The sequence below is a fragment of the Aeromonas sp. s12 genome, assembly GCF_040907925.1.
Lineage (GTDB): Bacteria > Pseudomonadota > Gammaproteobacteria > Enterobacterales > Aeromonadaceae > Aeromonas > Aeromonas veronii.
Genome location: NZ_JBFOCT010000016.1, coordinates 1 through 13,788 on the forward strand (window position 1 = coordinate 1; position 13,788 = coordinate 13,788).

A 13,788-nucleotide genomic window follows, 5' to 3' on the forward strand; every position below is an offset into this window, starting at 1 on the left:
CGGGAATTCAGATAATAAGTGCGACACTCATGGATGAATGGCGAGAGGTGGCCAACTGCTGATTGGTGGTACCCTTCTGCTCGCCAAAGTAAAAGCAGTATCACCATGAGCTATCAGCAGTTGACCGAGGGGCAACGATACCAGTTATCGGTGCTTCGCGCACAGGGGATGTCCATCCTTGCCACCGCACGCGCCATTGGCGTTCATCGCTCCACCCTCTACCGGGAGCTGCGTCGTAACGCCGGGCCGCAGGGCTACCAGCCAGACAATGCGCATCAGCACGCCACCCACCGACGGGCCAGTGCGGCCAAATCTCGGCTATCTGCCGATGTCATCCAGTTTGTCGAGCTGACACTCGCCTGGTGGTGGAGCCCGGAGCAGATAAGCGCGGTGGGCAAGCAGATAGGCCTCATGGTGAGTCACGAGTGGATATACCGCCATGTGGCCGCCGACAAAGCCCGGGGTGGCCAGTTGTACCGCCATCTGCGCCAGGGCCACAAGCGCTACCGCAAGGGGGCGAGCAGCCTGCGTTCTCCCATCAAGGAAGCCCGCTCTATTGATGAACGGCCGGCTATCGTCGATAGCCGGGAGCGGCTCGGTGATTGGGAGGCGGACACGGTGCTGGGCAAGCAAGGCACAGGTGCACTGGTCACCCTGGTGGAGCGCAAGAGCCGGCTCTATCTGGTCAAGCGGGTCGCGAGCAAACAGGCTGGGGTGGTGCGGGATGCGATAATCGAGATGTTAACTCCCTACATCGAGCAGGTGCATACCATCACCTTTGACAACGGCGGCGAGTTTGCCGAACACAAGGCGATAGAGGAAGCGCTGGGTGCCGAGACTTACTTTGCGCACCCTTACTCTTCGTGGGAGCGCGGTCTGAACGAGAACAGCAATGGGCTGTTGAGGCAGTTTATCCCAAAGGGAACAGACCTGAGAGAGGTCACGGACGAGGATGTCAGGAGAGCGGAGCAGTGGCTCAACCTACGACCTCGGAAATGTCTCGGATTCAGGCAGCCTGTCAAGGTATTCGAAGAGTACCGTCAGGCGGCATAGGCGAGTGTCGCACTTCGAAGTTGAATTCGCGTAGTAATTTCGTTCCTGACTCATATAAGTTTCATAGCCAAAATTATTTTTAAGAAATGACTCTAAAAACTTAATTGGAATTTTCCTGTTAGATGGAATGATAAAATAGTCATTATTAAAGAATTTTTTTACTGCAATGAGTTCATGCCCAAACTCAAATTTTCCATTCTCAATCCACGCCAGGAATTTACCAGCCTCATCACTACTGTAGCAATAATTGTCACTGAGTTTTAAATTATTGGCTAGCGATCTTATCATTGCAAATGTTACTGATTCTTGACTATTATAATCGTCAGTACACTTATATAATGGAATGTTATTTGTAATTATTCTGCGTGTATTTCCTCTATCATCAAACCTAATCAATTCCTCACTCAATACCTCACTATAAAAGTGCTCAATATCAAAAGCCTCCTGAGCATAAAATTCACTTCTATTTAATAACCCGCAAATTCGATCCTCCTCTGTTTTCAACTCAGCTAACTCAAGCATTTTTTTATCACTCATCGTCATCTCAGGTAAAAGATAGCTAATTTTATAACCCTGTTGTTCAAACATTGTTAGTAGAGTGTAATTATAATCCAAACACAACTTATGTTGAATAAATAATCGGTTAACCATATGCATTAATGTGGGGTTGTGGCAATACTCATGCAAACGTTCAATAGAGTAATCACACCCCAACGCTGACATCACCAGCTCTGTAATGATATGATCTCTATTTTTATACACCCTATTTTTGCCACCAAGTAGCGCTAAAAATGCATTATTAGCATTCCTCGCTCGGTGGACAAACTGCATAATATCATTAGGCTGAACGAGCCCATTTGAAACAATTGCAGTAAATGTTAGGTCCTTATCTGTGAAACTAAATCCATTTTTCACAACCGGTGTAAAAATTGATACCAGTTTACTGCCAACACATTTTTTTATAGCACCATTAGGGAATTTACGAGCAGTGTCAGCATCGATTAAAATTTTATTTGGTGTATTTACTGCATTTACCAATACGTTAACATTTGATTTTTTTGCATTGTGTGCCTCGTCGCTAAATACAATACATTTTTTTCCACTTGATGCACGCTCATTGATCTTGTTTATAACATCTGGTTTAGTTGTTAAAAATATTTCTGGCATATTCTTAGGTTTGGATGATCTATACACGAAAACTTTCTTATTACTGAATTCAGCCAAGCCAACTATAAAATCAAATGAATTCTGACTTAAAAACGCATCGGCAATAACAACCGTGCTGGCATCAGCAATAATTTTTTTGAAATTATCCATCCTTTCAATGTATTCATCAACTGAGACTCTCATGCCCAATTCTGAGTGCATTAAATTAAAAACATCCTCAAACTCATCTATAATCAAAACTTGGCACTTATCCCGGATATGCTTATATTTTTTACTATATAAAATGCTCAGACTAACACCATAGACACCGGTTTCATTTTTGGTGATATCTGTATGATAGTGTCGTTCATCCTGATCAGGATACAGTGAATTCGTGAACGCTCGAGATGGATTTAAAAAAATAGGATGCATGCCATTATTCCCAGCCTCGTCAAATGTGGGTATTAGGCAATTAGTTGTTTTACCAGTCCCTGGCGGAGTAACAACTATGTGAATCCCAGGGAAACGATCTAGACACAATCTTTCGTGACAAAGTTCGATATTAGTTTCAGTAATATTATCATTCTTAGTATAGAAATTGTGCGCCAAAGATACCGCGCTCTTTTTAGCAAACAAGTGTTTGTTTATAGCCTCGGCGATTCTAGTATGGAATCGATTACTAGTTTGAGACCAAACATAATCAATTAGAGACGTCTGAGACATTATTTCTGGGCAAACATGATGAGAGTTTAGCGCCACAAAATTAATTGCTTCTTGCTCCTCCACCTCATTTTTAGCATACCCGAGAAGCAGCAACCCTAGATTGACCTTGTTCGAACAAGTCTTAAACTCATGCCCATCAAGCACGACTGTGATCTTATAATCGAATGCAATTTTCACTGCATCAAATCCCGATTTATTGTCACTGATTAATCTTACTGAATTCCTAGACTCACCATCGCCAATAATTTCTACGATTTTATCCCTCAGCGCGTTAGATTCATCAATCCCAAACTTCAACTGGCAGTTTTCGCCACAACTCAACACAATCATATCCACCTCATTTAGTTTTTATAATAATATGGTGGCGTTTTTCAACGCTACACTTTTATTATAGTTATTAAATATTTAAATACTTCTCTAGCATTCACACCTAAAATTTGGCGTAGGTATGCTCCTTAGAGATTTTTTAATCTCTTGGAAGAATTCATAAATATAAATTATGTATCTACATACACTGACTGGTATGTATGAAATGAACGATATGCTGATTCCAATGCGTTTGCAATAGGGTAAAGAAAAATATCTTGACTTTCTTCTTGAATTATTAGTTAAACATTATAATTGAGCCCTAAAATGGCAAAAATATCTATAAACTCTAATAATTTTGAGGGGATGAGTGTTCTATCTCAACAGTCAACTCGATTCAGAATCAGTCGTTCAATACAAAGTGGACAAGAACGATGTATGAGGTGCTTGTGACAAGGGCGGTCTTTGAGGTGATTTATTGTAACTGGTGTAAATGCACCACAGTGGTGCAAAACTCAAAAATTGTAGCCCGAACTACGATTGATTTATAGATAGGCAATATGTATTAGGGAAGGTGCTAACAAGTCACTTGGCACAAAAACACACCATTCTAAATTATTGATATTAAATGGCTAAACTTTTTAGTTTTGGCACATAGGGTACTTATTCGCACCTTCCTTAAGCTGGTGCTCGGCCAGCCACAGCGACAGCCGGGCAATCTCACATGCAAAATCGTCGATTTCGATGCCGTAAAATTGCGACAGATGCAGCCCGCTCATGGCAAATCCTTGCGGATCAACTTCCTCCAATGCCTTGATCACTGCCATCTCAAGCTTGCGTAGCTCCTTATAAGCCACGATCAAGAAGTTACCCGAGCCGCAGGCTGGGTCGAAAACCTTGATTTTGCCCAGCCGCACCAATAACGCTTGCAACCCTCTAGCACGTTTACTCGTTACAACCTGTAACTGTTTATCAAGTTCATCCTGCAACGAATCAAGAAACAGCGGCTGAATCACCTTCATGATATTGCTGTAAGAGGTATAGTGCTGGCCAAGACGACTGCGCTGTTCTACGTCGATGACGGCCTGGAACATACTGCCGAAGATGTCAGGATTGATCTCGCTCCAATCCATGGTGCCGCATTCAAGCAGGATCCGGCGGCCTTTCTTACCCAGTTCCGGGATGGGTTGATCAGATGAAAAAAGTCCGCCATTGACGTAGGGGAATGCCGTCAGATGCACAGGTAAATTTTGCCGCTTAGCACTGCCTGGTTCGCTATTGAGCACCGTGAACAATTGATCGAGGAAGAAGTCCAGATCGCGACCATCTTCCTCTGTGTAGCTCTGGATGGCAGAAGTAAACTGCCCTTTGGCAAAAATGCCGGTATCTTCGGCAAATAGGCAAAACAGCAAGCGAGTCAAAAAGACGTTCAGAGCGTGGATGTCAGCAGGCTGGCTAAGGTCATTTTGAGTGCGAATCAGGTCAAACAGCTTGCCCATTTTCTCGGCAGCTTTGACATCGGCCGGGTTTTCGCTTCTCATGATGGCTTTTTCCAGTCCGACCAGTGGCAGGAAGAAACCATAGTTGCTGTGCAGCTCCTCAAGCTCAATATCGAGCAACTCTTTGCTTAAAGTATCCCACGCCAGAAACCGGATAAAATCTGTGACCAACACAAATCGGATCTTGTGTTTAGCAATAGCAGGATCGCTTAAGCGAGCATCCAACAAGGCATTCAGGTCTGCTCTCTCTACTGTTGGCTGGAAGTAAAGCTTGTTCTTGAGCGCAACATGACCTGCTTCTTTTGCTAAATTTCTCGGGTCATCGCCATTGCGAATTCGTGAGACAGTGGCTTTGGGGAAACCGAACACTGTCAGAAAGCTGTATATAAATTCATCGACATCTAGCTCTTGAGTCAGTTGTTCGAGCTGTTCGAAAATTTTCGCCTGATTGACGGCCATTAGTGGTCCTAAGATGTTTGTTGATTATTTTTTGCCTAACCCTGACACTTCATCAATCACGTACAAAGTTGCCTTGAGTAAGCCACTTATACTCTAGGGTTGGAGACTGTAATGACAGGGCTCAACCAAATTCTCTATATCATAACTCTACTATTTAACTGGGAGTCAATCAACTACACACTAAAAATGGGCGTTAAGCTACACGCCCATTTATAAAACATCCTCAACACCCAATTTAAAATGGTAGTTAATACTGAATATGATAAAGAGCTTCATTTCTTATTTCATCATCAAAATTAGTAGGCAAGGACAGAATCTCATCTAATACTGGGACAATCACGTTATCGTTGATATTTTTTCTAGCAATGTTGCCAACATTATCTAAAAACTCAGAAACAAGTGCCAGCAAACAACACTCACCAAGATCACTCATGATACTTTTTTTGTCTAAGATAGAAATCAACATATTGATCCCATCTTCATACTTCTCATTATCATTCAAATACATTTTTGCAAGTTGAAATGTTGCACCTAAATGGTTAGCATTACGAGAAGCTAACTCAAACAATTTAATTGCATCGTCCTTGTTCTTATCATGATGTAGTGCGATATAACCACGTCGATAGTTTATATCATCATCATAAAGACTCGGGAATTTACTAATATAGGAATCCATAATCTCTTTACATTTATGTATATCTGAATTTACTCCATCACCAATGTGATAGATATATGCTATACGACATAGGATTTCTGGGTCTCCAGAACCAATACATTGGTTATACCAAAATTCAGCTTTTTCAAGATCTTGGGATACAGTAAGCCCCTTTGCATAGCGAGTTCCCAGTACAAATTGAGCCTTGCTATCACCTGATTTAGCTAGCGAAACAAGTTCATCTATATTGCTGTCATCTAAATGATGGAAATAATGAATTTCTGTGTAGTTTAACAGGTGGTAATCTTCGACCAAAAACATAAGGTGCGTCAATGCCGACCGACAATTAGTATCACCATAACCTGCTCGATAGAGTTGCCAGTACAATTTGGCTAGTTGCCATTTTGCGTCTCTTACTCCATTTTCATATGCGTATTCTAGACTACTCTTAATACTTTCAATATCTCTGAGAAATATATCCTTATGATTCTCACATTCACCTTTGTCATTCAATAATGACCTGAGTTCGCAAAGTTCCTTCACAGACAGTAAATATTTAGCGGCAGGATAGTTTCCATACGCAGCAGAGGAAAGCATCTCCAGTCCATCACTACAGCTCGCATTTTCATTTAACAGTATGATGCTGGCCTTATATTTAGCTTCCATATTGCCTTTTTTTGCTGCTTCGAGATAATGCCCCCAATCTGGCCCTATTTCATATTCACATCCTCCAATCTTGATGTTCTCAAACTGAGTATTATCAAGAGCGTATCCCAGCCAACAGTAGCACATGTCTCCAATTTTCACTTGCGCCTGAATATGCCCGGCATCTTTTGCTTTATTTAAAAACTCAAATGCCATATTGAGATCACGATCTATCTTATATTTTTTGTAGATTTTTAGATGCATTAATCCTAATTGATATAACGCATCAATATTTCCCTGTTCTGCTGAGAGTGTAAATAGCTGATTTGCATGTACATCAACCTCTGGCCCTTCATTTATATTGACTAAATGAATACCCATATTCAATTGGGCCAGTGGATGGCCATTTTTCACTGCCAACTCAAGCCATTCTATTGATTTTTTTTCATAGCTTTTCTTGGACGTTTTTTCACTTATCTTCAAACACAGTTGAGATAAGTTATACTGTGCGTTGCCATTTCCCTTTTCAGCTGATTTTGTATAACAATATTCAGCTTTATCGTCATCCTTAGGTATTAAAACCCCTTCGTCATAAATCCATCCTAGTGTAAAGTAGGACAGGGCGCACCCACGATCCCCAGCTTTCCAAAAATACTTAATTGCTTTATTTATATTTTGAGTTACACCATGACCATGAAAATAGAGCATGCCAAGTTTTAAATTTGATTGAGGGTGGCCACGTAACGCTGCGAGCTCATATGTTTTAATCGCTTTTAGAAAGTCAGCTTCTACGCCGATCCCAAATTCGTAAGAAATTGCCTCTTGATATATTGGCTCCATAGAGCGCTCATAACAATCAACTACTTTTTCAGTACCATTGCCGATCTTTATGAATGTCATTCATACCTCCACGTATCCATTTAGTCAACTTGATCTCAATCTATCATCTTCAGAATTTTGTTTAATTACATTTAAGCATAAGTATGAGCTCTGTAACATTTATCCTAGATTTATAGCAGATCATCCACGCAACACATGCTCAATGAGCCTGGCAAGGCAGGGTTTCGCATCAAAGCCTTGCGCACATACTCATCACTATCAAAAAGTAACTCGTTCATCTGTTCAGGTTTTAGTAGCGGATTACTCGCCGCTGACATACGGATTAAAGGACGGTCATCAGAAACAAATTGAATCAAAATCCGGGATGGCAATGCACGATTAGCAGCTGCCGCAGCCAAAACCCTTATATCATCGTGGTTTGTCCGCTCAAGCAATTGTATCAATAACGCTTGCGAAACCTTCGGGTTACCAGCAATACCGACACGGACATCTTCTGCTTCATCCAGAGATAACGCGTTTAATACGGATAAGGGGGTTGAGGGATTACGAGCCACATTTGCACGGACATGTCTATCAGCATCTGTGGACAATGAATTGAGTACTATTGTGGGGGTTAACGGATTTCTAGCTACGGCAGCTCTTTGTACAACATTAGTATGATTCGATAATTCACTGAGAGTGCTAGGTTGAATGACAGCACTACTGATAGCTAATTCACTCACATCCTCATCATCATCATGAGCTAGTCGAGTAATGGCCTCAATAGGAGTTGCAGGATTTCCAGCGACGTAGTAACGAACACATGAATCATCGTCCATGGATAGCTTGTTTAACTGCTCAGGCGTAGTCAATGGATCTCGAGCTGCCCCTATCCGCTCTTCATCTGTTAGTGGTTCCATTTCTAATGAATCATTTTTGAGGTATACATTCATATCAACTATTCCATAGTTGTATTATTGTTTGCAGAAAAATCATCCTGATAGACCTCTACCAACTCATGTTTACTAATAGCAGGGACTTGCATATTACTAAATACGATTTCTCCTGAGTCAGCATCGCGTATGAATTTCCAATCGTTAAACCCTATTGTTGAGTCATCAATATAATATGGCCATTGTTCACCGATATTATCACCAAGCCAGATTAGTGCTGATACCCGATCAGCCATACTTTCTAATGAGAACCCCAACATACACATAGTTCTCTGAATTAACGAATGCAGTGAAATTCTTTCCATAGTTACTTCCATGATACAGATAGGTCTTTGTTGTGGAGCTACGGCTATAAGACCTTATGAAATGGAAACGAAAGATGCTAGTACAGTTTTCGTCAGCCAGTGTTGAGGTTGCTCCTATGCAGGGACACAGCCATGATGGTGCTCGACATGTGCCAGGTAGTCCGGGGATTACAACAAGTTGAATACCCCATTTGACAAGTTCCTGGTGGAATACTTGGCCAGATAACTAACTGGATGAGATGCACCACGCCAGTGGTGCAACATAGAAAATTGCTATCGAGCTATCCTGTCTACCTGGGAGAGCCAGCGCCGAAAGATCTATGGACAATCCTCGCTATGCGAGAATGATGTAGCCACATCGTTACCTGTTAGGTGAGAGGGGTGCGCTTTATCTATATATATAAAAACAATCCCTCTCAGCTGTGCACCTCAGCTCTAGTGCCACCAAAACACCGTCAATGAATGGTCCAATGGAAACCACGGGTAGATAACTGGATCACATGCACCACGACCAGTGGTGCAACCTTGAAAAAATGGCTACTTAGCTATCCTGCCTGGTGGGCGAGTACCGACAGATCTATGAACAATCCTCGCTACGCGAGAATGATGGCCATAGCTATTCACTTTTCAGGTGAGAGGGAAGCGCTTTATCTATATATATAAAAACAATCCCTCTCAGCTACGCAACTCCGTTACCCTGCTGGACCTCAGAGTTTCTCTCGCTCCTGGGCGGTTGGCTGCTCACGTTCAGCCATGAAGTCGGTGCTCATACAGGGCTCATCAAACCACCTATCCCAGGACTCACCTACAGGTGTGATTATACGAGTACGACCAACCACGACGATCTCAACATGCGTGACCTCATCTGGCAGGGCCACTGCCTCGGGCAGGTAAACCCCCTGGCCACGACCACACTTAAAAACTGTTGATTCCATCACGCGTCCTATGAACCCAAATAACATGTGAACCGAACATAGCTAATGGGGCCGGTATGTCAACTGACACCGGATGCACACGTTATGCAATACGGCTATACTGTATATAAAAACAGTAACCAGTGAGCCACCATGTTCGCCATCCCACATCCAATCCCGGACGCTCTAGAGCTGCCGCTTTTTCTGTCCCCTGTGATTTGCGGCTTTCCTAGCCCAGCACAGGACTATATTGAGCAAACCATAGATCTGAACCAGATCTGTATTGAGCATCCCGCTGCCACCTTCTATGTCAGGGCCAGTGGCCACAGCATGGTGGAAAAGGGCATCAATGACGGGGATCTTTTGATCGTAGATAGGGCGCTCAAGGCCCGCCACGGCGCTATCGTTCTAGCCTGCCTTGATGGAGAATTCACTGTCAAACAGCTGCAAGAACGCCCGTTCCCTGCCCTGCTACCCGCCAATCCAGATTTCCAGCCCATCCATCTATTGGACGGGCAAGAACTAGAGATTTTTGGCGTCGTAACCTATGTACTCCACAAGACCAAACTGGGGTAAACCATGCCCAACGCCATTGCCCTCGTCGATGTGAACAACTTCTATGCGTCCTGCGAGCGCCTGTTTAGGCCAGACCTCAAGGGGCGCCCGATCGTGGTGCTATCGAACAACGACGGCTGCGTTGTGGCTCGCTCGGCAGAAGCCAAGGCACTTGGCATCAAGATGGGTGTTCCCTACTTCCAGATCCGTCAGTTCTTCGAGGCCGTAGGCGGTGTTTGGTTCTCGAGCAACTACGCCCTCTATGGTGATATGTCACAGCGCGTAATGACCACGCTGGAAGGCATGGTGCCAACTGTCGAGGTGTACAGTGTTGATGAGGCGTTTGTTGAACTGAACGAATCATGGGCGGGAGACCTAACAGCATATGGTCGTCAGATCCGTGAACGAATACAGCAATGGACTGGACTCACAGTCGGCGTCGGGATCGGGCCAACCAAAACACTCGCCAAGCTGGCAAACTACGCCGCGAAGAAGTGGCCTGCGACTGGTGGAGTGGTTGATTTGCGTGATGAGGCACGTCGAGCGCGTTTGATGGCTATCACTCCGGTCGGGGAAATATGGGGAATAGGTAGAAAACTGACCACCAGGCTCGAAGCGCACGGGATCAATAGTGTGGCGGACCTAGTCGCTGTCGATGGTAAAAACCTACGGCATCGTTATGGGGTCGTTGTTGAGCGAACCGTGCTAGAGCTACGCGGCTATCCATGCGCCAACCTGGAGCAGGACACACAAGCCAAACAGCAGATCATCTGCTCCCGATCATTCGGTGAACGGATCACACACATGAATTCCATGCATCAAGCCCTCGCAGGATATATGGAACGTGCAGCTGAAAAACTCCGGGCAGAGGGAATGTGCTGTCGCCATGTCACCCTATTCATTCGTACCAGCCCCTTCAATGACAAAGAGCCCTACTACGGCAACCAAGTGAGCACCACGCTGGCTGTGCCTACCAACGATACCAGGGAGCTGCTGGGAGTGATCCACTCACTGCTCTCTCATATCTGGCGGGATGGGCACCGCTACCAAAAAGGGGGCGTGATGCTAGCCGACTTCACTCCTATCGGCAGCCAGCAGGGAGATTTGTTCGACCATCATCAACATAAGCCCCGCAGCCAGGTGCATATTCCGGCCGATCATGAACACCAATTCCGATTCAACGTGAACACCATTTCCGGACCAATGTGAACGCTCATTCCGGTTCAACCTGAACACTTCGCCCCTCCTTTCCGGAAACAGTGTTCAACATCCCGGAATCACTGTTCACATTCACCGGAATCATCCTTAACGCATTGATTTAAAAACCTTTGATACGCTCTCCCTTTTGCCAGGGAAGAGCCTATGTCTGCCAAGAGGATTGCAATGCGTAAAATTCGTGAAGTGCTGCGACTGCGGCTGGAAGCTGACCTCTCTGTTCGCCAAATCAGTATCTGTACCAAGGTCAGTGTCGGCTCCATCCAGAAACTCCTCAAAAGTGCCCAGGCGCTCGGCCTTACCTGGCCCTTACCTACCGAGCTTGATGATGGCCGACTGGCTGCCCTGTTCTATCCGCAGGCCGATACCACCATCTCGGCCCGCCATGTTGTGCCGGATTGGCCCTCTGTCCATCAGGAGCTCAAGCGCAAGGGGGTCTCCAAACAGCTGCTCTGGGAGGAGTACACCCAGCGCTATCCCAATAGCTGTTACAGCTACTCCCAGTTCTGTGACCGTTACAAGTCCTGGTGTCAGTTGCAAAAGCGCTCCATGCGCCAGATCCACAAGGCGGGGGAAAAGCTCTTTATCGACTACTGCGGGCCCACGGTGCCCATCGTGTCGCCGACTACGGGTGAGGTCCGTCAGGCACAAGTCTTTGTCGCCGTGCTCGGTGCGTCCAACTACACCTTTGCCGAGGCCACCTGGTCCCAGTCACTGCCGGACTGGCTGCAAAGCCATGTCCGTGCCTTTGAGTTTTTCGGCGGGACACCGGTACTGCTGATCCCCGACAACCTCAAGAGCGGTGTCAGCAAGGCTTGCCGATACGATCCCGAGCTCAACCCCAGCTACCAGCAGTTGGCCGAGCACTATCAGGTGGCGGTGATGCCAGCTCGCCCTTACAAGCCTAAGGACAAAGCCAAGGCCGAGGTGGGTGTGCAGATCGTCGAGCGCTGGATCCTGGCTCGTCTACGCCATCAGACCTTCTTCTCGCTTGCCGAGCTAAACCAGTGCATCCGGGCTTTGTTGAATGAGCTCAACGAGCGCCCGTTCAAGCAGCTGCCCGGTAACCGACGCGAGGCGTTTGAGCAGTTGGACCGCCCGGCACTGGGGTCACTACCGGTGCATCCCTATCGCTATGTCGCCATCAAAACGGTCAAGGTCAACATCGACTATCACGTCAGTTATGAGCAGCACCATTACTCGGTGCCGCACCAGTATGTGGGTCAGCAACTGGAGCTCCATGCGGGCGATACCCTGCTTCAGGTCTATCACCAGCAACAGCTGGTCGCGAGCCATCCGCGTAAAACCATCCCGGGGATGAGCACACTCCCTGAGCACATGCCGGAACGTCACAGCAAGCAGCAACGCTGGACGCCAGGGCGTCTTAAGCAGTGGGCTGCCGACATCGGACCGGGCACCTTGTGCTGGGTTAGCGAACGGCTGGCAGAGAAAGCCCATGCCGAGCAGGCATACCGACTCTGCCTGGGACTGCTGAGTCTTAGCCGGGAGTATCCGCCATCACGAGTCGAAGGCTGTTGCCAGCTGGCCAACCGGGAAGGACTGGTGCGGCTCAAGCAGCTCAAGTCGGTGCTGACCAGTGGCCGCGACCAACTGCCCGCAAGTCCGCTCAGTTATCCAGAACTGCCGCAAGAGCACGAGAACATCCGCGGCCCCCAGAGCTTCCACTAACGAGGAAAAAACCCATGACCCAACAAACGCTGACCCGCTTGAGACACCTGAAACTGACTGGCATGGCGGATGCCGTGCAACAACAACTGGAACAGGCAAGTACCTACGAAGGGCTGCCCTTCATCGAGCGGCTAAGCCTGCTGGTCGAACACGAACAACTGAGCCGGGAGCAGCGTAAACAAGCTCGGCTGGTCAAGCAGGCGAGGCTCAAACTCCAGGCCACGGTGCAAGAGGTGGACTACCAGTCTGCACGCAACCTGGAGCGGTCACAGGTGGCAAACCTGGCCCAAGGAGAGTGGCTGCGCCGGGGCCAGAACCTGCTCATTACCGGCCCCTGTGGCTGCGGAAAAACCTACCTAGCCTGTGCGCTGGGCTACCAAGCCTGTCAGCAGGGGCACAGCACTCGTTACTACCGGCTGCCGCGTCTGCTACTTGAGCTGAGCCAGGCCAAGGTAGATGGCAGTTACGCCAGACTGCTGGGTCAACTGGCAAGGATAGAGCTGCTGATCCTGGATGACTGGGGACTGGAAGCGGTGAATGCCGAGCAGCGCAACGCCCTGCTGGAGATCATGGATGATCGGTACGGGAAATACTCGACGGTCGTGGTCAGTCAGCTGCCAACGGAAGAGTGGTACGCGAGCTTGGGGGACAACACTCTGGCAGATGCGATCCTGGACCGGCTGATGCACAACGCTCACCGGCTGTCACTGAAGGGAGAATCGATGAGAAAGAGGAGAAGTGAGTTGACCCAATCTGAACACTCGAGTTAGAAACGGGGTGACGTGAGCGCGTTAAGGATCAGGGTGTTCACGTTGGCCGGAATGGCTGTTCAACTTCGCCGGAATACGCACC

At 46.7% G+C, this 13,788-nt stretch carries 11 protein-coding genes; 5 read left to right on the forward strand and 6 right to left on the reverse strand.

The window, feature by feature from the left end; all coding sequences use genetic code 11:
* The first annotated feature begins 105 nt into the window (after positions 1-105).
* A complete protein-coding gene (locus tag AB5Y67_RS08600; RefSeq protein ID WP_019706001.1) occupies positions 106-1,053 on the forward strand; it encodes an IS30-like element ISAs2 family transposase in 948 nt (315 codons plus the stop codon).
* On the opposite strand, the gene AB5Y67_RS08605 is transcribed toward AB5Y67_RS08600, so the two are convergent.
* From AB5Y67_RS08605 to vapB, 6 genes are all read right to left on the reverse strand, one after another.
* Entirely contained in the window at positions 982-3,252 is a 2,271-nt protein-coding gene (locus AB5Y67_RS08605) for a hypothetical protein (protein WP_368207677.1), read from the reverse strand. The two genes, AB5Y67_RS08600 and AB5Y67_RS08605, sit on opposite strands and share 72 nt — an antisense overlap.
* Positions 3,253-3,869: 617 nt before the next feature.
* The gene (locus AB5Y67_RS08610) at positions 3,870-5,186 is read right to left on the reverse strand and encodes a DNA methyltransferase (protein WP_325793934.1); all 1,317 of its coding nucleotides are present in this window, start codon (positions 5,184-5,186) and stop codon (positions 3,870-3,872) included.
* A gap of 247 nt (positions 5,187-5,433) precedes the next feature.
* On the reverse strand, positions 5,434-7,386 hold the full coding sequence (locus tag AB5Y67_RS08615; RefSeq protein ID WP_325793936.1) for a tetratricopeptide repeat protein: 1,953 nt from the start codon (positions 7,384-7,386) through the stop codon (positions 5,434-5,436).
* A gap of 110 nt (positions 7,387-7,496) precedes the next feature.
* Positions 7,497-8,258, reverse strand: coding sequence for a hypothetical protein (locus AB5Y67_RS08620; RefSeq protein WP_325793937.1), 762 nt, complete (start codon positions 8,256-8,258; stop codon positions 7,497-7,499).
* 5 nt (positions 8,259-8,263) lie between these two features.
* Positions 8,264-8,563, reverse strand: coding sequence for a hypothetical protein (locus AB5Y67_RS08625; protein WP_146054124.1), 300 nt, complete (start codon positions 8,561-8,563; stop codon positions 8,264-8,266).
* A gap of 707 nt (positions 8,564-9,270) precedes the next feature.
* On the reverse strand, positions 9,271-9,525 hold the full coding sequence (gene vapB, locus AB5Y67_RS08630) for a type II toxin-antitoxin system VapB family antitoxin (protein WP_322132160.1): 255 nt from the start codon (positions 9,523-9,525) through the stop codon (positions 9,271-9,273).
* A gap of 105 nt (positions 9,526-9,630) precedes the next feature.
* Here vapB and umuD point away from each other — a divergent pair, with 105 nt between their 5' ends.
* The 4 genes from umuD (at position 9,631) to istB (ending at position 13,706) form a co-directional block, all read left to right on the forward strand.
* Complete coding sequence (gene umuD / locus AB5Y67_RS08635) at positions 9,631-10,053, forward strand: translesion error-prone DNA polymerase V autoproteolytic subunit (RefSeq protein ID WP_325793940.1); 423 nt, start codon at positions 9,631-9,633, stop codon at positions 10,051-10,053.
* A 3-nt stretch (positions 10,054-10,056) separates the two neighbouring features.
* Positions 10,057-11,241, forward strand: a complete 1,185-nt coding sequence (umuC, locus tag AB5Y67_RS08640) for a translesion error-prone DNA polymerase V subunit UmuC (RefSeq protein WP_368207678.1) — start codon at positions 10,057-10,059, stop codon at positions 11,239-11,241.
* 153 nt (positions 11,242-11,394) lie between these two features.
* Entirely contained in the window at positions 11,395-12,936 is a 1,542-nt protein-coding gene (gene istA, locus AB5Y67_RS08645) for an IS21-like element ISAs29 family transposase (protein WP_111809685.1), read from the forward strand.
* A 14-nt stretch (positions 12,937-12,950) separates the two neighbouring features.
* A complete protein-coding gene (gene istB, locus AB5Y67_RS08650; RefSeq protein WP_000194037.1) occupies positions 12,951-13,706 on the forward strand; it encodes an IS21-like element ISAs29 family helper ATPase IstB in 756 nt (251 codons plus the stop codon).
* The last annotated feature ends 82 nt before the right edge of the window (positions 13,707-13,788 follow it).